Here is a 19,896-nt window from a genome sequence, read left to right on the forward strand (position 1 = left end):
TCTCCGGTCCGCACGCCGCCCGTGCGGGAACGCTTGCCTAGAAGTCCGCGCGCAGGCCCAGGCTGATGCGACGGCCAGAGGTCTCATCCATGGTCGGGAAGGACGGGTCCATGGTGTAGCCGCTGGTCCGCTCGTTGGTGAGGTTGATGCCCTTCAGGCTGATCTTGATGTTGTCGGTGATGCGGTAACCGATCGATACGTCCATCTGGCCATAGGCATCGCGCCAGATCGGGTACAGGTTGTAGCCGATCGATTCGACGTACTCGTCCTTGTGGTTGTAGGACACGCGCGCGTCGAAACGTTCATTCTCGTAGTACGCGGTGAAGTTCCAGGTCTTCTCCGACAACCCCGGCATCGGGGTGCGGATGCCCAGGTCGGACTCGCCGGCCAGCGAGCTGTCCAGCATCGTGTAGTTGGCGTTGATGCCGAACCCGTCCAGCCACGGCGTGAACATGTTCAACGGCAGCTGCGCCACCAGTTCGATGCCGTCGACCTCGTAGGCACCCTTGGCATTGACCGGCTGGTACACGTCGAAATCGTAGATGCCATTGAGGCTGCCGTTGGCGTTGTACACCGCCACATCCTGGACCACGCCGGTCAGCGAGTTGATCACCACACCGTCGATGTTCTTGCGGAAGTAGCTGGCGGCGAACAGCGCGCCGTTGTCCAGGTACTTCTCCAGGCCGATTTCCCACTGCTTGGCGTAGGTCGGCTTCAGTTCGGGATTGCCGTCGGTGAAACGGTAGGAACTCCAACTGGCGGTGCGCTTGTAGGCGATGTCGGTCAGCGCCGGGCGCATCATTACCTTGGACGCGGCCGCACGCAGCAGCAGGCCATGCGCGAGCTCGGCGGTCATGTTGAAGCTGGGCAGCAGATCGTCGTAGCTGCCATCCTTGGACACCGGCGTATCGGTGTAGCCGGTGCTGCCGTTGGGCAGCTGGATCGGGTGGTAGCCGAACGAATCGACCTTCGTATCCACGTAGCGTGCGCCGGCGTTGACAGTGAAAGGCACGCTGCCGATATCGAAGGCGAAGTCGGCCATCGCGTAGAAGCTCATCACCTTCTCATCGACCTGGTAGAACTGCCCCGAGTCGAACGGGGTCTGGAAGCCCGCGTAACGGAATGCGCTGCGGGCGTAGTCGTTGGAGATCTGCTGCCAGGCCAGCCCCTTGTTGGAGTAGCTGCCGCCGGGGACGATGTCGTCGATGTACTGCAGCGGGCTGTCGGCCATCGTGCGGGTGTTGACCCAGGCCGCGCTGCCAGCGCTCGGCCCGGTGATCTTCAGTTCGCCATACTGGCGCTCCTTGGATCGGTCGGTGTAGCGCGCGCCGAACCGGACCGTGTGCAGCGCGGGCAGGAAGGCCATGTCCAGCAGGCGGGTGACATTGACCTGGGCGGCGTACTTGTCATCCTTCACCTTCTCCAGCGTGGTCTCGTAGGCCTCGAACAGATAGCGGCGCGGATCGTTGTACATGTCGAAGCTGCCGGCGGCGCCGGTGGGAAGGGTTTCACCACTGGCGCCGGTCCAGCGGGTACGCGACGGCGCATAGGCCACGTGCTTGAGGTTGGAGAAATCCGAAGTCTTCTCCGCGCCCGAATACCCTACCAGCGCATCCACGTACCAGCGGTCACCCTTCCAGTCCATGGCCAGGCTGTACTGGCTGTAGTCGGTCTTGTTGATCCGCTCCTTGCTCAGCATCTCGTGCTGGGTGGCGGTGTAGGACACATCACGCAGCACCACCATGCCGTACTCGGACAGGGTGCTGGCGTCGTACGAATGGATGGTGTCGAAGGTGCTGCGGCTGGAGGCGGAATAGGCGGCCGCGTCGTACTCGTCCTCGGTGCTGTCATAGCCACCGACCATCGCATCGAAGGTCAGGCTGAAATTGTTGCTCGGCTTGTACTGCAGCGATCCAGTCGCGCCCCACTTGTCCTGCTCGTTGAGGTAGACGCGGTCGCCGACCTTGTCCTGGAACACGACCCGGTTGGTCTGCTCGGCATCATTGCGGTTGGTGATGTTGACGCCTGCGTCGCGGCGCAGCACCGACTGCGCCTGGGTGCCGCGGGTACCCGAGGCCGTGAGGAAGCGCGACGACGGGCGGAAGTTGATGCCCGAGGTGGAGTCGGTCCGGTTGGTGCGCTTGGACTGCGAGTACGACACCAGTGCGCCCCAGTCCCCCCACGTGTCGGCGGCGAGGAAGGCAAAGCGCGGGTCCACTTCCTCCGAGATGCTGTTGTGCGCGCCCTCGGCGGAGAACACCAGCTTGCGTTCGTTGTAGTCGAACGGGCGCGCGGTGGAAATCTTCACCGAGCCGGCAATGCCCCCCTCCTCGTCCGCGGCCGTGGGCGACTTCTGCACGGTCACCTGCTGGATGATCTCCGAGGCGAACATGTCGAATTCCACGTCGCGCCCGCCGCTGCCCGACGCGGTGGCCAGGTCGTTGATCGAAACGTGGGTGTACTCCGAAGGCAGGCCGCGCACGTTGACCTTGGTGCCCAGGCCCTTGTTGCGTTCGATGGTCACGCCCGGCATGCGCTGCAGCGCTTCTGCGAGATTCTGTTCGGGAAAGTCGGCCACGTCGGTGGCAACGATCGAGTCAGAGAAGCCCACGGTGGCGCGCTTGATGTCCACCGCCTGCTCCAGGCTGCGGCTGTAGCTGCCGGTGACCTGGATGGTTTCCAGGTTGGCCGCCTGCGCGCTGGGCGCCGCCGCCCCTGCCTGCGCCGATGCCGCGACCGCGCCGCCCACGGGGCCTGGCGTTGCCAGCGCCGAGGTGGATGCCGGTGCAGCCGCATCCTGCGTTTCGATGGTGACGGTGGTGGCGTTGAGATAGCGGTAGCGCAGGCCGGTCCCGGCCAGCAGGCGGCTGAGCGCCGCGTCCGCGCTCAGCCCGGCCGGTACGCCCGCGGTACGCGGATTGCCGGCAGTCTGCGCGTTGTAGACGAACTGCAGGCCGGTCTGGCGCGACAGCGCGTTGAGCGCCCCATCCAATGGCTGCGAGGCGATCGCCTCGCTGGCGATGCGGGCCGGTTCTGCGGCGTGGGCGCCGGCCGTGGCGGTGACCTGCAGTGCAAGGGCGATGGAAAGGAACAGTGTGCGGCGCATCGTGGGATCCAGTGAGGGAATGGCGGTGGTCGCGGAACGGATGTGTTCCTGCTTTCCCCAACTACGAGGGCGCAGCGCGCTGATCGGGCACCGCTTTTTCGATGAATTTTTTCTTACAGCGCCGGCGGCGACCCGGCACGCAGCCGCACGTGGATCCCGTCCGCATCGGCCTGCGTGACCAGCGTCGGCTGCTGGTCAAGAAACGCACGCAGCGATGCCACGTCATCGGCGCGCAGGTTACCGGTCAGGCGCAGCGCGCCGGCGTCGTCGCTGACATGCAGGCGCAGCGCGTTGCGCCGGTTGAAGCGGTCGGCCACGTCGCGCAGTGCTTCGTCGCGGAAGATCACCCGCCCTGACCACCACGCAGTCATGCTGGCGGCGTCCTCATCGCGGATGCGCACGCGCTGGTCACGGTAATCGACCTGCGCGGCCTGCCCTGCGCCAAGGTCGGCGAGCATGCGGCCGCGACCACCATCGCCACGCACATGCACGCGGCCCTCGCTCACCCCGATGCGCGCCTGCTCGCGCAGCAGCGAGACATCGAACGTGGTGCCGATATCGGTGACCTGTAGGCCTGCGGCGTGCACCGCGAAGGGGCGCCGGTCCTTGGCCACGGCGAAGCTGGCCTGGCCACGTTCGAGCTCGACGCGCCGCCCAAGCAGGGTCATGCGCACCGATATCTCGCTTTCCGCATCCAGGCGCACGACGGTGCTGTCGGACAGGGTGATCTGGCGTGGCGTGCAATGTGCGGCCACGTAGTGCCCGGTGCGCGGCCAGGCAACGGTGGTGCCCACCCCGACGGCCAGCATCAGCACCGCCGCCACCGCGATGCGGGGCAGCCCGCGTACCGGCCGCGCCGCGCGTTCCCGGGCTGCAACGGCGGGCCGTGGCGACAACCGCACTACATTGTCGACGTCGTTGCGGGTTGGCGCAGGCGCGCTCAACAGCGCGTCCAGGTCATCGGGCATGCCGCGCAGCGTCTCGGCCAGTGCCCCGGCCACCTCGCTGATGGCCATGTACTCACGCAGATGGTCGGGGGACACCAGCAGCCACTGCATGAAAGCGCGCTGCTGCGATGGGCTGAGGTCACCTTCGCGCTGCAGCGCATGCCAGTGCGCGGCGGCCCGGGTCAGCGCCGACGGGTGTTCAATGGCCACGCTCACGACCTCCCCGCCGGTTCGGCCATCGCCCGGCGGCATACCGACAGCCCGCGTACCACGTGCTTCTTCACCATGTGCGGTGAAACACCCATGCGTTCGGCGATCTGCTTGTAGCTCAATCCATCGCGGTACTGCATGACCAGCACCGCCCGGGTGTGCTCGGGAAGGGTTCCCAGTGCCGCCTGCAGGCGTTGACGGCGCTGTTCGCGTTCGGCGGCATCTTCCACGCATTCCCCGCTGGCCAGGCTTTGGCCCGGGCCTTCGATCTCTTCGATGGACAGCGTCGACCAGCGCCGGCGCGCGGCCTGCTCGCGGGCCAGATTCTGCGCGACAGTGAACAGGTACGCTTCCGGGTTGGCGATCGGCTCGCCCTTGCCTTCATGCGCACGCAGCAGGCGCAGATAGGTTTCCTGCACCAGGTCCTCGGCATCCTGCCGCGCGCCGCGCCGCACGAAAAAGCCGCGCAGCAGCGGCGCGTGGTCCTCGAACATGCGCGCCAGGCGCCGTCTTGCCTGCTCGGCCACCTGCGTCGCCTTTACCCCCTGAAGTGCGCCGCAAGGTAAGCGTGCCGTATGACGCGTTCATGACGGCCGCCTCGCCGTCAGGCGCCGGTCCCTGCGTCGGCGTCGACGGGCAGCGGGTGGCGCGCTGCGTCGATCAGCTGCAGCACCACCGCTTTGCCGCTGCAGGCGGGCATCGCCCGCACCAGATTGCGCAGGAGCCGCAGATCCTGCATGTCGCCCAGTCGATCGCTGAGCTGATGCAGCGATCGGGCGGCCTTGCCGTGTTCCGGCCCTTCGCGGGAGCGTCCAGGGCGCAGCTTCATGTCCTTGAGCAGTTCCAGCTGCATGCGCAGCCGCCGCGCGCGCCGGCGCCAGCGGTGGACGCCTTCGACGTCGTTGGTGCCGCCATGGGTCGCGCGGGTTGCGGCCTTGCGGACCCGGCGTCGGGTCCGCTCCAGCCCGGCGCGGACGTCCCGACGGCGCAGTGCGTGCCAGGGCTGGTCCTGCAGCTGCCGGGCGACGCGCCGAAGCGTCATGGCCCTGCGCTGCAGCCCGGGATCCCGCCGCAGCAGCTGCTCGAGAATGCGGGCACGCCTGGCCGAGAGCACATCGATCACCGCTGCCCAGCCCGGTGCCGGATGAAGCTGCTGCAGCCGCTGCGCCGCTTCCACCACGACATGCGCATCGCGTGCATCGGACAGGCTGACGCCCAGGCGGCGCAGCGTGGCATCCAGGTCCTGCAGATCGAACGCTGGATTGCGCACCAGCGCCAGCAGCGAACGCAGTTTCCTGATGTGCTTGCGGACGGAATGGATCGCGGCATGCGGATCGGCGAGCAGCGAAAGCTGCTGGAGTGCCTCCTGGCACTCACGCTGCGCGCGCTTGCTGATGATCGGCCCTGCACCGACGGCTGGCATGGGGTTGTCCATCGCATGGGTCGGCCCGAGTGTACCCGCCGGTCGCGAACAGACCAACGACGAGTCCTTGGGGGGGGGTGTGCTGCATCGCCGTATCACCACCGTCGCAATGGGCGACGGACGGAGCCACCTCTGCCGGACAACCGATACAGTGATCGACATCGTCCAGCGCATCTGCGCCAGAGCGGCTACGGCACCCACGAGGCTTGGGCAGCATCGCGTGGCAGCGGAAACAGCTCCGAATGACGATGGTGCAGTTCAGCGCGCAGTTGGGCGCGATTTGGCCCGGAGATAAGCGAGCACCAAAGCCGCAACGGGTATCGCCAGCAATGCCGCTGCCAACGCGGGATCAGGAAGCACGAACGCCGTATAGAAGACATCCGCGCAATCGAGGCTGGCCAGCATCAGCGAGAAGCCTACAAAGCCCACGCAAATATAGAAAAGCCAGACCTCATAAACCCCAACGGGACAAAGCAGGCGAATGACTCGCAGCACCAGTGGCAGCACAAAGACGACAAATGCCATGATCATTACATCATCATCGCCGCCCGAGCTTAAAAGCTCTTTGCAGAAGAATGGGCCGGGTGCTGCAAAGCCACCGGGCGACCACTTCTGCCAGATCCAGGGGGTAGACGCCAGCAGCGCAAGAAGCATGATATAGGCAAGCAACAGTCCTGCACGCACGTTTCGTTGGGTCAAGCTGGATACCTCTTACGACGGGCACGTTTTTATGGCGATCCTGCCAGGAACCCCCTGAATGATGCCGACCGCCTCATCCTGGCCGAGGCGCACCTCCGGTGGCGCCACTGCGGTCGCTCACATGCCCAGGTCAGACAGCCCCGGATGATCATCCGGCCGACGCCCCAGTGGCCAGTGGAACCTGCGATCGCTTTCCTTGATCGGCATGTCGTTGATACTCGAGAAGCGGCGCTGCATCAGGCCATCGGCGCCGAATTCCCAGTTCTCGTTTCCATAGGAGCGGAACCAGTTGCCGGAGTCGTCGTGCCACTCATAGGCGTAGCGCACGGCAATGCGGTTGTCGGTGAAGGCCCATAGCTCCTTGATCAGGCGGTACTCAAGCTCCTTGTTCCACTTGCGGGCCAGGAACTGCCGGGCTTCCTCGCGCCCATGGGTGAACTCGGCACGGTTGCGCCACTCGGTGTCCAGCGAATAGGCCAGCGAAACCTTGTCGGCATCGCGGGAGTTCCAGCCATCCTCGGCAAGGCGCACTTTCTCGATGGCCGATTCACGGGTGAACGCGGGGAGTGGCGGACGGGGTGCTTCAGTGGACACGGTGGGACCTCCAATCAAGTGGATGAACGGGGTGCTTTGACGGGTTTTGATGACTCAGGCGTCAGCGCCTGGCCTGCTCCAACAACACCGCTGCAACATCCCTTGCAGTGTCTGCGGCGTTGTAGTCGCCCATCACGCGCGAGACGGTGATGGCGCCTTCCATGAGAACCAGCAGCTGCCGCGCCAAGGCAGCCGGCTGCTCGATATCCAGCTGTGCGGTCAGTTCCAGCGTGTAATCCAGCAGCTTCTGCTTGTGATGTCTTGCGATGTGGCGAATCGGATCGTCGGGGTCGCCGACCTCGCCTGCGGTGTTGATGAAGGCACACCCGCGATAGCCCTCGGACTGGAACCAGTCCTTGAGCACGGTGAACATGCCGAGGATGCGCGCCTCCGGGGTGTCGGCCTTGTCGCACTCCCGCTGGAACCACTGAAGCCAACGAACGTCGCGCGCGCTCAGTGCCGCAGCGGCTACCTGGTCCTTGTTTTCAAAGTGACGGTAGATGCTCTTCCGGGCAACGCCGGAAGTTTTCACCAGCAGGTCCATGCCGGTGGCATGGATCCCGTTCTGGTAGATCAGCGCCTCGGCCGTAGCCAGGATCTTCTGTTGGGTGTCGGTGCCAGCCTTGCTCATGGCCACAAGGTAGAACGCTCGTTCTACCCATGTCAACAAGCGATGGCGGGCGGTTCGTACGCGCACAACCGTGCAAGACGATCCATCAAGAAATCCGGACAGTTCATCACCCAGGCGCCTGCTTGCAGGCGCAAAGTACGCCTCACCACCCACCCATGAGAGTTTCCGCATGAACACCTTCGCCCGCACCCTGGCCATTGCCACCCTCGCCCTGTCGGTCCAGGCCGGCCTGTCCGCGCAAGCCGCCGAACCGGCCAAGCCGGCGGCAGTCACCAGCATCGCGCGCACCGCCAGCTACATCACCACCGCCGATGGCGTGCAGCTCTACTACAAGGACTGGGGCCCGAAGGACGGCCCGGTGGTTACCTTCAGCCACGGCTGGCCGCTGAACTCGGACAGCTGGGAATCGCAGATGATCTTCCTCGCCAACCACGGCTACCGCGTCATCGCGCATGACCGTCGCGGCCACGGTCGTTCCAGCCAGCCCTGGGATGGCAACGACATGGATCACTACGCCGATGACCTGGCCACGGTGATCAACACGCTGGACCTGCACGACGTCACCCTGGTGGGCTTCTCCACAGGTGGTGGCGAGGTGGCGCGCTACATCGGTCGCCATGGCACCGGCCGGGTGAAGAAGGCGGTGCTGATCAGCTCGGTGCCGCCGCTCATGCTGAAGACCGCCGACAACCCCAACGGGCTGCCGATTGAAGTGTTCGATGGCATCCGCAAGGCGCAGATGGACAACCGCGCACAGCTGTACAAGGACATCCCGTCCGGCCCGTTCTACGGCTTCAACCGCCCGGGCGCGAAGGTGTCGCAGGGCCTGATCGATACCTGGTGGGCGCAGGGCATGCAGGGTGGCCACAAGAACACGTACGATTCGATTGCTGCATTCTCGGCCACCGACTTCCGCGCCGACCTGAAGAAGTTCGACGTGCCGACGCTGGTGATCCACGGTGACGACGATCAGATCGTGCCGATCGACATCTCTGGCCGCCAGTCGGCGAAGCTGATCAAGGGCGCCAGGCTGATTGTGTACCCGGGTGCGCCGCATGGCCTGACCGATACCCACAAGGACAAGGTCAACCAGGATCTGCTGACGTTCCTGCAGGAGAAGTGAGCAGCACGGGCTCCGGCACCGCGCCGGAGCCCGACCTGGACCGCAGAGTGTCATTACGGCGCTCTACCTTGGCGTGCTTCCGCCCTCGGCCAGAAGCGGTCATTGCGAAAAAGTCACCTGTACACTGCCTTGACCGAGCTCCTGACCCAGGCCAACAGGATCATCCACGCGCGCCAGCGGGGTGTAGGCGTAAGACGAGCGGAAGGTTCTGTAGAAGACGACGACCGTACTCGATCCATAGAGCATCAGGTCGCCGCTGTGGATCGTCCCGGGGCGACTGGCATCGGCCGGAAGCGCTTGCGAGAGTTCAGCGTGCTTTTCGTTGCCGTTGAGCTCGGCCATGTCCAGCGTTAATGGGCATCGCGTGGCGAAAGTCCTTGCGGTTTCGTTGTTGGCCAAGGTGATGGCGAAGCGGCGTTCGCCGATGGTCATCCACATTCGGGACTCCTCCTGCCTGGTGGATGCCGTAACGGCATCCTGGGCGACGGCTACGGACGCCTCTGGCTGGCTGGCCTTGCACCCACCCATGACCGACAGGCCGAGCACTACGCCAAGCGCGCGCAGAGCCTTCTTCTCCGACGGTCCAAGGGTGGGGCGAGAGTAATTCGAGGTCATGGTCGTGCCGCTCATGCAACGCCCCGCGGCGCTTGTGAGCGCGATGCCAGCAGGGTCAGGAAGGCACCCAAAAGGAGGACGGCTGCACTCACCACGAAGGTGCCTTGATAGCCGCTGCCGTCGAACAGCATCCCGCCAATGGTGGAGCCCAAGGCAATCGCCAACTGGATCACCGCTACCATCAATCCACCGCCGGCTTCGGCATCCCCCGGCAAGGCCTGCGCGATCCAGCTCCACCAGCCCACTGGCGCCGCCGTAGCGAGCAGGCCCCACATTGCCAGGAGGGCGGCCGAGGTGCCGAGCCCGGTGCCGAAGGGGATCAGGGCCAGGGCGATGGCCGCCATCAGGACGGGAATGACAATCAGGGTTCGATACAGACCTTGTTTGAGGAATGTCCCGATGATTGCGGTGCCGATGACGCCGGCCACACCAATCCCCAGCAGGATGAGCGACAGCGTGGATACGTTCACGCGCACCACTGTTTCCAGGAACGGTCGCACATAGGTGAACAAGGCGAACTGCCCCAGGAAGAACGCACCACAGGCAGCCATGCCCAATGCGACCGATCGGCGCTTGAACAGACGGAACACGTTCGCCGGCTTGCTTGCCGGCTCCATGGCCATGTCTGGCAAGCTGATCCACTGCCAGACGAGCGCCATCGCCGCCACCGGCACCAGGCAGAAGAAGGCCCCGCGCCAGCCGATGACCGAACCCAGGTAGCTGCCCAAGGGCGCGGCAATGACCGTGGCCAGGGCGTTGCCGCCATTGAAGATGGCCAAGGCGCGCGGCACCTGGTCCGGCGGCACCAGGCGCATCGCGGTGGCCGCCGACATCGACCAGAAGCCGCCGATCACCACGCCGATCAGCGCACGTCCGGCCATATAGACAAAATAGTTCGTCGCCAGCGCGACCACGGTGCCTGACAATGCCATCAGGCCGGTCAGTGCCAGCAGCACGGTCTTGCGGTTCATGCTGCCGGCCAGCGTGGAGATGGACAGGCTCGTGAGCACGGCGAACGCCCCGGAAATGGCAATGCCGTAACCCGCCCAACCTTCGCTGACGCGAAGGTCGGCGGCCATCGGCGTCAGTAGGCTCACGGGCATGAACTCGGACGCGATCAGCGCGAACACGCACAGGGTCATGGCGAAGACCCCGCCCCAATGTGCAGGTTGCGCCGCCCCCTCGCCTTGGCCGACGACCGCCGGCATATCCACCGGCATGCTCATTTCGCCGCCAGGTTCTGATTGAAGAAGTCCGCCATCCTGTCGAACGGAATCTTGTCCATCTGGTCGTACAGGTCGACGTGGTTGGCGCCCGGTACGATCACCAGTTCCTTCGGCTGCGCCGCAGCGGCGTACGCGGTTTCGCTGAAGTAGCGGGAGTGGGCGTTTTCACCGTGGATGAACAGGATCGGGCGCGGCGAAATCTCCTTGATGTAGGTCAGGATCGGCATGTTCATGAAGGACAGCGGCGTCGTGATCGTCCAGGCGTTGCCGGAATTGACCGAGCGTGCGTGATACCCGCGCTTCGTGCGGTAGTACTCGTGGTACTCGACCAGGAACTGCGCCTCGCCACCCTTCAGTTCGTTGTAGGGTGGCTGGTAGGCGGGCTTGCCGGCCTCCGCATCCTTCCAGCGCTGCCGACTCAGTTGCTCCAGCGTCTGCGTGCGCTGCTGCGGCGTCACGCGGTCGTTGTAGCCCTTGGACATGACGCGCGTCATGTCGTACATGGTGCTGGCCACGACGGCCTTGACCCGCTTGTCAACGGCGGTGGCATTCAAGGCCATTCCGCCCCAGCCGCAGATGCCGATGATGCCGATGCGCTCGCGATCGACGTTGGGTTGCAGGCCGAGGAAATCGACGGCGGCGCTGAAATCCTCGGTATTGATGTCTGGCGAGGCGACATTGCGCGGCTCGCCACCGCTTTCGCCTGTATAGGACGGGTCGAACGCCAGAGTGACGAAACCGCGCTCGGCCATCGTTTGCGCATACAGGCCGGACGACTGTTCCTTCACCGCGCCGAACGGGCCGCCGACGGCGATCGCCGCCAGTGTGCCGCTGGCATTTTTCGGCCGATACAGGTCGGCCGCCAAGGTGATGCCATAGCGGTTCTTGAACATCACCTTGCGGTGATCGACCTTGTCGCTTTTCGGGAACACCTTGTCCCAGGTCTGCGTCAGTGTCATGGCATATCCTCCTGATGTCGGGGCGTCCTGGGCGCTGCCAGCGACAGGCACCAGGGCCAATAGCAGCGCGGCGGACAGAGCAAGGGCTTTCATATGGCTCTCCTGGGGGTCGGGCGACCACCATTGCCGGTGCAGTCTGGTCCCAGGACGCTTCTGCGACTAGGTACTAACTAGTGAATGCGTCTATTAGTGCTTCTAATTAATGTGCATGGCACACTGGGCCCCATGGCCAGGAGCAACCTCAACGATCTGCTTGCATTCATCGCGGTAGCGCGCGAGGGCAGCTTCACGCGCGCAGCCGCCCAATTGGGAGTCACCCAATCGGCGGTCAGCCAGGCGGTCAGCGGCTTGGAGGCGCGGATGCAGATCCGCCTGCTCACCCGAACCACGCGCAGCGTGGCGCCGACACCTGCCGGCGAGCGCCTGATGCGGGCCATCGGGCATCGCTTCGACGAGATCGAAGCCGAACTCGACGCCATCACCGAACTGCGGGATAAGCCTGCCGGAACGGTGCGCATCACCAGCGGCGACCACGTGCTGCGCACGACGCTGTTGCCCAAGCTCACGCCGTTGATGCACCAGTACCCTGACATCCATATCGAGTTCGACGTCTCCTATGGCCTGCGGGACATCGTGGCGGATCGTTTCGACGCTGGCGTGCGGATGGGCGAAGAGATCGACAGGGACATGATCGCCGTGCCCATCGGGCCGCAGTTGCGCATGGCGGCAGTGGCTTCACCTGCGTACTGGGAAAAGCATCCGCCGCCCAAGGCGCCGCGTGATCTGGTCGGCCATCGCTGCATCAACATCCGGTTCCCGACCCATGGCGGCCTTTACGTTTGGGAATTCGAGCGAGCCGGGCGAGAGCAGAACGTGCGCGTCGAAGGGCAAGTCATCTTCAATGCCAGTCACCATATCGTTGCTGCGGCGCTGGAGGGCCTGGGTGTCGCCTTCCTGCCCGAAGATGAGTTCGCGCCCCACATCGAAACGGGCGAACTGGTGCGGGTGCTGGCACGCTGGTGTCCGCCATTTCCCGGATACCACCTGTATTACCCCAGCCGACGGCAGTCATCGCCAGCATTCCGGTTGGTGGTCGATGCGCTGCGCGTCTAGGCCTGCCCAGGATCGATCGGGGGCTCCAGCACTCTTGGCCGGGTTGTCTGGCGCCGGCACCTCCGACTTCGGCCAGCCGCGGACACTCTCGGTCAAGTCGAGATCTGGAAGCGCGGCCTCGATGTTGTCCTTCCGGTGCCATGGCTGGACTGGAGTTCGCAGCACCCGCTACTTGGGAGGCTCGATGCGGCGGAAATCGACAGCCGAGCATGGCTCGGCGCTACGCGGAAGCCAGCTCCCGCGCCAGGAACGGCGCCGTCCTGCTGCCCTTGGCCCGAGCCACCTGTTGCGGCGTGCCCTTCGCCACGATGGTGCCCCCTGCCCCGCCTGCGCCAGGCCCGACATCAATTACCCAGTCCGCCTGCGCAACCGCGCGCATGTCATGCTCGATCATCACCACCGTATTGCCCGCGTCCACCAGCCGCTGCAGCTGCACCAGCAGCCTGTCCGCGTCCGACGCATGCAGGCCGGTGGTGGGCTCGTCCAGCACGTACAGCGTGCGCCCGCGCTGGCTGCGCTGCAGCTCTGTGGCCAGCTTGATGCGCTGCGCTTCGCCGCCTGAAAGTTCCGTGGCCGGCTGGCCCAGCCTCAGATAGCCCAGGCCGATCTCCTGCAGCAACTGCAGCGGCCGGGCAATGACCTCTTCCTCGCTGAAGAACGCATGCGCCTGGTCGACTGTCATCTGCAGGACCTCGGCGATGTTGCGGCCGTTCCACTGCACTTTCAGCGTCGCTTCGTTGTATCGCGCACCGTGGCAGGTGGGGCACGGCGCGTAGACGCTGGGCATGAACAGCAGTTCGACGCTGACGAAACCCTCGCCTTCGCAGGTCTCGCACCGGCCCTTGGCCACGTTGAACGAGAAGCGCCCCGCATCGAAACGGCGGCGGCGCGCGGCGGGTGTCGCGGCGAACAGCTTGCGCACGTGATCGAACAAGCCGGTGTAGGTGGCCAGGTTGGAGCGTGGCGTGCGTCCGATGGGCTTCTGGTCGACCTGCACCACCCGCTGGATGGCATCCACATCGCCGGCCAAGGTGCCCCGCGTCGTTTCAATCACGGTTGGCCCGTCAGAGGGTGCGCTGTCGGCACTGTCGTCCGCGGGCTCATGCCCGAGGTGCAGCAGCAACAGCTCGGGCAGCGCCTGCGCCATCAGACTGGACTTGCCCGAACCGGAAATGCCGGTCACTGCGGTCAACAGCCCCAATGGCACCTGTGCGTCCACGCCCCGCAGGTTGTGGCGGTGGATGCCCTTCAGTTCCAGCCAGCTGCTGGCGTTGCGCTGCCGGCTGGCGGGTGCGGGCACCTGGTCGAACAGGTACTGCGCCGTGCGCGACCCCTGGATCTGGCGCAGGCCGTCGGGCTCGCCACTGTAAAGGACCTGGCCACCGTGCTCGCCTGCTTCCGGTCCAACATCCACCAGCCACTGCGCGCGGCGCATCAGCTCCAGATCGTGTTCAACAACGAACACCGAGTTTCCGCCGTCGCGCAAGCGCTCCAGCGCGTCGTACAACGCCTGGCTGTCGGCCGGGTGCAGGCCGGCCGAGGGTTCATCAAGCACGTACAGCACGCCAAACAGCAGCGAGCTGAGCTGCGTGGCCAGCCGCAGGCGCTGCAGTTCGCCGGCCGACAGGGTTGGCGTCGCCCGGTCCAGCGAGAGGTACCCCAGGCCCAGGTCACGCAATTGCCGTACACGGGCCATGACCCCGCCTGCCAGTCGTTGTGCTGCCAGGCGCTTCTCTTCCGACAGGGCGGAGGTCAGCCGCACGTCGGGGGCACCCTCGTGGGTCGCCTGGCCACTCGCGGCCCGACGGGCGCGATCGCGGGGTGTCGCGCTCCTGCTGGTACGCGCGCCGGTGCTGTGGGCACTGAAGTCGCCTTGCGCGATGGGCCCCAGCAGCGCCGCCAGTTGATCCAGCGGCAGCCGCATGAACTCGCCGATATCCACGCCGGCAAAGGTGACCGAGAGCGCCTCCGGTTTCAGGCGTTTTCCGTGACAGGCCGGGCACAACCGGCCTTCCATGTAGCGCGAAACGCGCTTGCGCATCAGCGCGCTCTGGGTGTTGGCAAAGGTGTGCAGCACGTAGCGGCGTGCGCCGGTATAGGTGCCCATGTAGCTGGGCTCCTGCTTGCGCTTGAGTGCGGCACGGGTCTCGGCGGGCGTGAACCCGGCATAGACGGGCACGCTGGGCGCTTCCTCGGTGAACAGGATCCAGTCGCGGTCCTTCTTCGGCAGCTTCTTCCACGGCACGTCGATGTCGTAGCCCAGCGTGACCAGGATGTCGCGCAGGTTCTGGCCATGCCAGGCCGGCGGCCAGGAGGCGATGGCGCGCTCGCGGATGCTCAGCGAGGGGTCCGGAACCATCAGCGCTTCGGTCACTTCGTAGACATGCCCCAGCCCATGGCAGGTGCTGCAGGCGCCCTGCGGCGTGTTGGGTGAGAAGTCCTCGGCATACAGCATGGGTTGGTTGGCCGGGTACGCCCCCGCACGCGAGTACATCATGCGCACCAGGCTGGACAGCGTGGTCACGCTGCCCACCGATGAGCGCGCATTGCTGGCGCCGCGCTGCTGCTGCAGGGCCACTGCCGGCGGCAGGCCATCGATGGCGTCCACATCGGGCACGCCCGCCTGATCGATCAGGCGGCGTGCATAGGGCGCAACGGACTCGAAGTAACGCCGCTGCGCTTCAGCGAAGACGGTACCGAAAGCCAACGATGACTTGCCGGACCCTGATACGCCGGAGAACACCACCAGTGCATTGCGCGGGATGGAGACATCGACATTCTTGAGGTTGTGCTCGCGTGCACCACGCACCTCGACGCAACCGCTGGCGGCGGCAGCGCATGACGATTCACCAAAGGGGGTGTTGGACATCTCAGCATTCCTGCAGTCGGTGGGCGCGACGTGCATGGGCACGCCGATGCGACATTCTCGCCGCTGCGGGGTGAATGGTGTGAGGGCGCCGGAGGCGGAATGCTGCCTTCACGTCCCCTTCCTACGCCGTTGCCCGGCCAAGGGCTAGCGTGAGCAATCTGGACGATGGGAGGCAATCATGCACCCCGATGTACTTGGCTGGGTCGCCACGGCGGTCCTGATGGCGACGTTGATCCGGCAGATGGTAAAACAGTGGCAGTCGCCGAACCCCGAGGCGGTATCGAAATGGCTGTTCGTGGGCCAGATGACCGCGTCCGCGCTGTTTACGGTGTACAGCGCGATGCTGGGCAGCACCGTCTTCGTGGTGACCAACGCGATGTTGCTGTTGACGGCGGTGGTTGGCCAGGTGATGGCCTGGCGCCGTCGCGGCCGACCCCGAACACCCCCACCCTGCTGATGGTGGTGAAAGTTTGACGCCGCGTTGCTTCGCCGTTGATCTCGTCGGGCATTGCCCTGCCCTTCAACCCCTCACCCAGCCTGTAGACGAACGTCATCGTGCCTGCGGCTGGCGTTGTGCCGCTGCATCACGAATATGACCCGTTGCCGTTGCGGCAGCGCAAAGGCCGGTTCCATCACGGGCCAGCCGAAAAGCGGCAGGCACCCCATTCGTGAAGACTGTGCGTAGGGTCCCGCAGGAGCTCACATGCCGTCTTCACTTGCCACGCGCCTGATCGCAACCGGGTTGGACCTATTTTCAGTGCTCCATCCACCACGGAGCTCACTATGGCTATCAAGACGGCGGAAGACTTGTTCATCCACGAACTCTCGGACATCTACAGCGCCGAGAAGCAGCTGACCAAGGCTCTCCCACGCCTGGCCCGTGCGGCCGACAACCCGGATCTGGCGGCGGCCTTCGAAACGCACCTGGAAGAAACCCAAGGCCAGATCGAGCGCATCGACCAGGTGGTGGAGGTACTTGGGATCCGCCTGAAGCGCATCAAATGCGCCGCGATGGAGGGACTGGTGGAAGAAGGCAAGGAAGTGATCGACAGCATCGACAAGGGCCCTGTGCGTGATGCCGCACTGATCGGTGGCGCACAGAAGGTCGAGCACTACGAGATTGCGTCCTACGGCACCATCGCCGCGCTGGCCAAACAGCTGGGCTACAAGGATGCCCTCCCCTTGCTGCTGGAGACGCTGGAGGAAGAGAAGGCGACCGATGAAAAGCTGACCCTGCTGGCCAAGGGTGGCGGCAATGCCAAGGCGGCGCAGGCTGCCTGAGCCACGTTGCTGGCAAACCGGCCGCCAAGGAAGGCGGCCTCAGGGTTCGTACAGCACCTGGTCGTTCGGGCAGAAGAAGGTGCGCCGCCGGGTGGTCCCCATGTAAAGCTTGCTGACCGGGCCGCCGCACGACGGGCAGATCCTGCGTGTGTGTACCTGCCAGTGCTTTTTCAACTCGAAGCGGCGCTTCCACTCCAGGAAATCGAAACTGTAGGCGCGTGCCTGCGTGATCAAGGCGGTGAGCTTGCGTGGCGGCAGGTTACCCAGGCGGGTGGCCGGATGCACGCCTATGCGGAACAGCACCTCGTTCTTGATGATGTTGCCCACGCCGGCGAAGACGGTCTGGTCCAGAAGCGCGTCGCAGACCAGGACATCCGGCATTGCCTTCAGCTTGCGCCGGGCCAGCTTCGGATCCCAGGCATCGTTCATCACGTCCGCGCGCCAGTCGTAGACGTCGTCCAGTGGCTCGCCGATGAGCTTTACGGAACAGGCATAGAAGTTCAGCTCCCCATTGTCGAGCACCAGGGATACCCGCGCCGGGGTTGGCTTCCGTTCGTCGATGCGCCAGCTGCCGAACATCATCAGATGGATGCGCAGGGTCTGGCGGCTGAACTCCAGCAGGAAGTGCTTGCCCCAACTGCGGACAGCCTTGACCCTGCGGCCCTGCAGCGATGACAGGTCGATCCGGCTGTTCCCCGATACGGCGCGTACCACGTGCCCCCTGAAGTGAGCCGCAGCCTCCCGAAGCAGGACGATGGACGGGCCCTCAGGCATGCGCAGGCTCACGCAACAGGGCCTGCAGGCGCAGGGCGTTGCCGGAGGCGTGTCCCAGCGCGGTATTGTCCAGCACGAACCAGATGGGACGTTGTGCATCGGATTCACGCTGCAGCTGCTGTGCCAGGCCCTCAAGCACCTGCTCACTGTAAGCGCTCCGATAGATCTGCGGTTGCCCGTGCCAGCGCCAGTAGCTCCACGTGCGGTCTCCGCCGGGAATCGCCGCCGCTGGCACCCGTGCAGGGTCTGCCGCAACCCGGGCGACACCATGGTCACTCAGCAGGGCGTCCACTTCCGGGGTGAACCAACTGGGATGGCGTGGCTCACAGGCGACATCACGCGTGGTGCGTACACGCAGGCCCTGCAGGAACTGCGCCACTGTCGCTGGGTCGTATTCCAGGCTGGGCGGTAGCTGAAGCAACAGCGGACCCAGCTTGTCACCCAGCGCCATCACGCCGCCGAGGAACTGCTCCAGCGGCTGCATCGCGTTGCGCAGCCGGCGTTCATGACTGATCGTGCGTGGCAGCTTCACAGCGAAGCGGAAACCGCCTGGCACGCTCGCGGCCCACCGCGCATACGTTCCGGCCTGATGGGGACGGTAGAAGGAAGAGTTGATCTCCACCATGGGCAAGCGGGTGGCATAGCGCTGCAGGACGCTGGCGCCTGCGCCGAAGGCTGCCTGCCCAGCCCGCGACAACGACCAGCCGGCGCAGCCGATGCGTATCAGGCCTGGCGCATCCGGGGAAGGCACTGCGTTCATCGCGCCGTCGGGCCGTCCGGTTCCAGCAACCTGCCGCCCCCGCCTTCCGAAGGCGACTGCGCCACCCACTGCAGCCGATCGAGCGCGCTGGTCCCAGGGGCGAGCATCGACGCGCCGCGCACGAAACCCGTCCAGTCGGAAATGGCGATTTTTCCAAGGGCCAGCTCATCCACCCTCACGCAGTTCATCCGCCAGTGCGGAAACTGTCGCCGTCCCAGCCTGCCCCGGTTGAGTTCGACCATCCCGCTGTGGCTGCTGGCCACCAGAATGCGCGCGTATGCCGCATTGACCCCGGACTCCGGGCCCTCCAGATACTGCAGGAAGCGCGAGCCATCGAACAACAGCGTGCCGGTGACATCGACAGATTCATTGAACAGCACTGCCTCCGCCACAAGCTGCTGCAGCCGCTCTGCGGTCAGGTTGCGGGAGGCTTCACTCACATAGGCAATCGCACGAAGGGGCATGACACCACCGGTTGCTGCAGACAGCGCTACCTTAGCTACGCGGATCGTACGCGCGGTGAGATCCGTGTGGAGGCTGCGTTGAGCTGTGGCCTGGCCGCACTCAGGCGGTCACCGAACCGGAGAGTGCCGCACCCGGGAAACCCTTGAGCCTGGCCGGGTCCCGCCCCGGTTCCGCCGACACCAGCGCCTGCACCACGCGATGCTGGACGCGATGCCCGCTCTCTTCCATGCCCACGACGTACACGAAGCGGCCATCAAACTTGGCCTGCGCGCCGTCCAGAACGTTGTCAGCCTGAAGGGCTCGCTTCAACGACTTCATCCACGCCCGTTCAGGTGTACGGTCCAGCTCTGCAACCACGGCGGCACCGCCGCAGTCCAGTGACATGCTCTCAACACGGAGCACACGTGGCGAAGCAGGATCAGGGCGATGCATGTCAGAAGCTCCATTGCCGAAGTTGGCGGCAGTAATCCATGGCCCCTGCCAAAACGCCGTCAAGAAACGCCGGGCCTCTTTCCACGCCACATCGACGGCAGCAGTGCCACCTGCGTGGCTTCGCACCGGGCTGACATTCCACACTCGCGGCGTTGATGCTGCGCAGCACACACTGCAGCTCCCCAGGCAAGACAGGCATTCATGCATGCAACGCGATACGAACCAGCACCGATGCAACCTGCTGCTGGTGGAAGACCAGTTCGACCTGGCCGCGCTGATGGAGCAGGCGCTGGAAGACGGCGGTGGCCAGGTGACCCATGCCTACAGCGTGTTTGATGCGATGGGTCTGCTGGAAACACAGACGTTTGATGGCGCCGTTCTGGATGTGGAGCTTCGTGACGGTGTGGTCTTTCCCGTTGCCGATCGGCTGGCCGAGCTCGGCATCCCCTTCCTGTTTGTCTCTGCGGTGTATGACCAGCTGGTCCCACAGCGCCACCGGCGTGCGGCCTTTGTGGCCAAGCCGTTCCACATCGACCAGTTGCAGCAAGCCGTTCAACATGTGGTGGGTAACACCTGCACCTCTTCGGCCACGCACTGACTGTGCTGCCTGGACACCCGGCTGTTCCAGTGTCCGGGCGCTTGGGTGGGAAGATGCGACCGGTCCTGGCA

General features: G+C 65.1%; 20 protein-coding genes. 5 read left to right on the forward strand and 15 right to left on the reverse strand.

Translation table 11 applies throughout. The features are described 5' to 3' along the window. Window positions 1–37 precede the first annotated feature (37 nt). From ACYKG1_RS10940 to ACYKG1_RS10970, 7 genes are all read right to left on the reverse strand, one after another. On the reverse strand, window positions 38–3,106 hold the full coding sequence (locus ACYKG1_RS10940; protein ID WP_478472680.1) for a TonB-dependent receptor: 3,069 nt from the start codon (window positions 3,104–3,106) through the stop codon (window positions 38–40). A gap of 113 nt (window positions 3,107–3,219) precedes the next feature. Then, entirely contained in the window at window positions 3,220–4,269 is a 1,050-nt protein-coding gene (locus tag ACYKG1_RS10945; protein ID WP_478472681.1) for a FecR family protein, read from the reverse strand. Then, a complete protein-coding gene (locus ACYKG1_RS10950; RefSeq protein ID WP_100472341.1) occupies window positions 4,266–4,757 on the reverse strand; it encodes an RNA polymerase sigma factor in 492 nt (163 codons plus the stop codon). Before ACYKG1_RS10950 ends, ACYKG1_RS10945 begins: the two co-directional genes overlap by 4 nt. Before the next feature lie 110 nt (window positions 4,758–4,867). Then, the gene (locus tag ACYKG1_RS10955; protein ID WP_478472682.1) at window positions 4,868–5,848 is read right to left on the reverse strand and encodes a CHAD domain-containing protein; all 981 of its coding nucleotides are present in this window, start codon (window positions 5,846–5,848) and stop codon (window positions 4,868–4,870) included. Between the two features lie 96 nt (window positions 5,849–5,944). Beyond that, window positions 5,945–6,385, reverse strand: a complete 441-nt coding sequence (locus tag ACYKG1_RS10960; protein ID WP_478470417.1) for a hypothetical protein — start codon at window positions 6,383–6,385, stop codon at window positions 5,945–5,947. A gap of 117 nt (window positions 6,386–6,502) precedes the next feature. Beyond that, window positions 6,503–6,979, reverse strand: coding sequence for a nuclear transport factor 2 family protein (locus tag ACYKG1_RS10965; RefSeq protein ID WP_478470419.1), 477 nt, complete (start codon window positions 6,977–6,979; stop codon window positions 6,503–6,505). 61 nt (window positions 6,980–7,040) lie between these two features. Further along, on the reverse strand, window positions 7,041–7,610 hold the full coding sequence (locus ACYKG1_RS10970) for a TetR/AcrR family transcriptional regulator (RefSeq protein WP_478470420.1): 570 nt from the start codon (window positions 7,608–7,610) through the stop codon (window positions 7,041–7,043). 169 nt (window positions 7,611–7,779) lie between these two features. Between ACYKG1_RS10970 and ACYKG1_RS10975 the strand changes: the two genes are divergently transcribed. Further along, window positions 7,780–8,733, forward strand: coding sequence for an alpha/beta fold hydrolase (locus ACYKG1_RS10975; protein WP_478470421.1), 954 nt, complete (start codon window positions 7,780–7,782; stop codon window positions 8,731–8,733). Between the two features lie 99 nt (window positions 8,734–8,832). Here the strand turns inward: ACYKG1_RS10975 and ACYKG1_RS10980 are convergent, their stop codons facing one another. The 3 genes from ACYKG1_RS10980 to ACYKG1_RS10990 are packed head-to-tail and all read right to left on the reverse strand — an operon-like array spanning window position 8,833 to window position 11,533. Then, a complete protein-coding gene (locus tag ACYKG1_RS10980; protein ID WP_478470423.1) occupies window positions 8,833–9,363 on the reverse strand; it encodes a cyclophilin-like fold protein in 531 nt (176 codons plus the stop codon). Beyond that, on the reverse strand, window positions 9,360–10,568 hold the full coding sequence (locus ACYKG1_RS10985) for an MFS transporter (protein WP_478472735.1): 1,209 nt from the start codon (window positions 10,566–10,568) through the stop codon (window positions 9,360–9,362). The genes ACYKG1_RS10980 and ACYKG1_RS10985 overlap by 4 nt, the downstream gene beginning before the upstream one ends. Before the next feature lie 2 nt (window positions 10,569–10,570). Continuing rightward, window positions 10,571–11,533, reverse strand: coding sequence for an alpha/beta hydrolase (locus ACYKG1_RS10990; protein ID WP_478470424.1), 963 nt, complete (start codon window positions 11,531–11,533; stop codon window positions 10,571–10,573). A 225-nt stretch (window positions 11,534–11,758) separates the two neighbouring features. Between ACYKG1_RS10990 and ACYKG1_RS10995 the strand changes: the two genes are divergently transcribed. After that, window positions 11,759–12,646 carry a LysR family transcriptional regulator gene (locus tag ACYKG1_RS10995; RefSeq protein ID WP_100472358.1) on the forward strand — a complete coding sequence of 296 codons (888 nt, stop codon included), beginning with the start codon at window positions 11,759–11,761 and terminating at the stop codon, window positions 12,644–12,646. Window positions 12,647–12,866: 220 nt separating this feature from the next. Here ACYKG1_RS10995 and ACYKG1_RS11000 read toward each other — a convergent pair whose 3' ends face one another. Further along, a complete protein-coding gene (locus tag ACYKG1_RS11000; RefSeq protein WP_478470425.1) occupies window positions 12,867–15,515 on the reverse strand; it encodes an excinuclease ABC subunit UvrA in 2,649 nt (882 codons plus the stop codon). Window positions 15,516–15,693: 178 nt separating this feature from the next. Between ACYKG1_RS11000 and ACYKG1_RS11005 the strand changes: the two genes are divergently transcribed. Beyond that, on the forward strand, window positions 15,694–15,972 hold the full coding sequence (locus ACYKG1_RS11005; protein WP_154263546.1) for a hypothetical protein: 279 nt from the start codon (window positions 15,694–15,696) through the stop codon (window positions 15,970–15,972). A gap of 326 nt (window positions 15,973–16,298) precedes the next feature. After that, window positions 16,299–16,796: a YciE/YciF ferroxidase family protein gene (locus ACYKG1_RS11010; RefSeq protein WP_180834663.1), complete on the forward strand. Its 498-nt coding sequence runs from the start codon at window positions 16,299–16,301 to the stop codon at window positions 16,794–16,796. 39 nt (window positions 16,797–16,835) lie between these two features. Here the strand turns inward: ACYKG1_RS11010 and ACYKG1_RS11015 are convergent, their stop codons facing one another. The 4 genes from ACYKG1_RS11015 to ACYKG1_RS11030 form a co-directional block, all read right to left on the reverse strand. After that, window positions 16,836–17,570 carry a DNA-formamidopyrimidine glycosylase family protein gene (locus ACYKG1_RS11015; protein ID WP_478472737.1) on the reverse strand — a complete coding sequence of 245 codons (735 nt, stop codon included), beginning with the start codon at window positions 17,568–17,570 and terminating at the stop codon, window positions 16,836–16,838. After that, on the reverse strand, window positions 17,563–18,330 hold the full coding sequence (locus tag ACYKG1_RS11020) for a DUF72 domain-containing protein (RefSeq protein ID WP_478470427.1): 768 nt from the start codon (window positions 18,328–18,330) through the stop codon (window positions 17,563–17,565). Before ACYKG1_RS11020 ends, ACYKG1_RS11015 begins: the two co-directional genes overlap by 8 nt. Continuing rightward, entirely contained in the window at window positions 18,327–18,794 is a 468-nt protein-coding gene (locus ACYKG1_RS11025) for a BLUF domain-containing protein (RefSeq protein WP_478470428.1), read from the reverse strand. The genes ACYKG1_RS11020 and ACYKG1_RS11025 overlap by 4 nt, the downstream gene beginning before the upstream one ends. A 100-nt stretch (window positions 18,795–18,894) precedes the next feature. Beyond that, window positions 18,895–19,113, reverse strand: a complete 219-nt coding sequence (locus ACYKG1_RS11030) for a hypothetical protein (protein WP_262082675.1) — start codon at window positions 19,111–19,113, stop codon at window positions 18,895–18,897. 319 nt (window positions 19,114–19,432) lie between these two features. Here ACYKG1_RS11030 and ACYKG1_RS11035 point away from each other — a divergent pair, with 319 nt between their 5' ends. Beyond that, entirely contained in the window at window positions 19,433–19,825 is a 393-nt protein-coding gene (locus ACYKG1_RS11035) for a response regulator (RefSeq protein WP_100472367.1), read from the forward strand. Window positions 19,826–19,896: the final 71 nt, after the last annotated feature.

Source organism: Stenotrophomonas sp. 85239_Sma, from assembly GCF_056481725.1.

Excerpts from the sequence above, each read along its gene's own strand:
- ACYKG1_RS10940 (WP_478472680.1), bottom strand. The coding sequence starts at position 3,106 with ATGCGCCGCACACTGTTCCTTTCCATCGCCCTTGCACTGCAGGTCACC.
- ACYKG1_RS10950 (WP_100472341.1), bottom strand. The coding sequence starts at position 4,757 with ATGTTCGAGGACCACGCGCCGCTGCTGCGCGGCTTTTTCGTGCGGCGC.
- ACYKG1_RS10955 (WP_478472682.1), bottom strand. The coding sequence starts at position 5,848 with ATGTCGATCACTGTATCGGTTGTCCGGCAGAGGTGGCTCCGTCCGTCG.
- ACYKG1_RS10970 (WP_478470420.1), bottom strand. The coding sequence starts at position 7,610 with ATGAGCAAGGCTGGCACCGACACCCAACAGAAGATCCTGGCTACGGCC.
- ACYKG1_RS10975 (WP_478470421.1), top strand. The coding sequence starts at position 7,780 with ATGAACACCTTCGCCCGCACCCTGGCCATTGCCACCCTCGCCCTGTCG.
- ACYKG1_RS10980 (WP_478470423.1), bottom strand. The coding sequence starts at position 9,363 with ATGAGCGGCACGACCATGACCTCGAATTACTCTCGCCCCACCCTTGGA.
- ACYKG1_RS10985 (WP_478472735.1), bottom strand. The coding sequence starts at position 10,568 with ATGCCGGTGGATATGCCGGCGGTCGTCGGCCAAGGCGAGGGGGCGGCG.
- ACYKG1_RS10990 (WP_478470424.1), bottom strand. The coding sequence starts at position 11,533 with ATGACACTGACGCAGACCTGGGACAAGGTGTTCCCGAAAAGCGACAAG.
- ACYKG1_RS10995 (WP_100472358.1), top strand. The coding sequence starts at position 11,759 with ATGGCCAGGAGCAACCTCAACGATCTGCTTGCATTCATCGCGGTAGCG.
- ACYKG1_RS11000 (WP_478470425.1), bottom strand. The coding sequence starts at position 15,515 with ATGTCCAACACCCCCTTTGGTGAATCGTCATGCGCTGCCGCCGCCAGC.
- ACYKG1_RS11005 (WP_154263546.1), top strand. The coding sequence starts at position 15,694 with ATGCACCCCGATGTACTTGGCTGGGTCGCCACGGCGGTCCTGATGGCG.
- ACYKG1_RS11010 (WP_180834663.1), top strand. The coding sequence starts at position 16,299 with ATGGCTATCAAGACGGCGGAAGACTTGTTCATCCACGAACTCTCGGAC.
- ACYKG1_RS11015 (WP_478472737.1), bottom strand. The coding sequence starts at position 17,570 with ATGCCTGAGGGCCCGTCCATCGTCCTGCTTCGGGAGGCTGCGGCTCAC.
- ACYKG1_RS11020 (WP_478470427.1), bottom strand. The coding sequence starts at position 18,330 with ATGAACGCAGTGCCTTCCCCGGATGCGCCAGGCCTGATACGCATCGGC.
- ACYKG1_RS11025 (WP_478470428.1), bottom strand. The coding sequence starts at position 18,794 with ATGCCCCTTCGTGCGATTGCCTATGTGAGTGAAGCCTCCCGCAACCTG.
- ACYKG1_RS11030 (WP_262082675.1), bottom strand. The coding sequence starts at position 19,113 with ATGAAGTCGTTGAAGCGAGCCCTTCAGGCTGACAACGTTCTGGACGGC.
- ACYKG1_RS11035 (WP_100472367.1), top strand. The coding sequence starts at position 19,433 with ATGCAACGCGATACGAACCAGCACCGATGCAACCTGCTGCTGGTGGAA.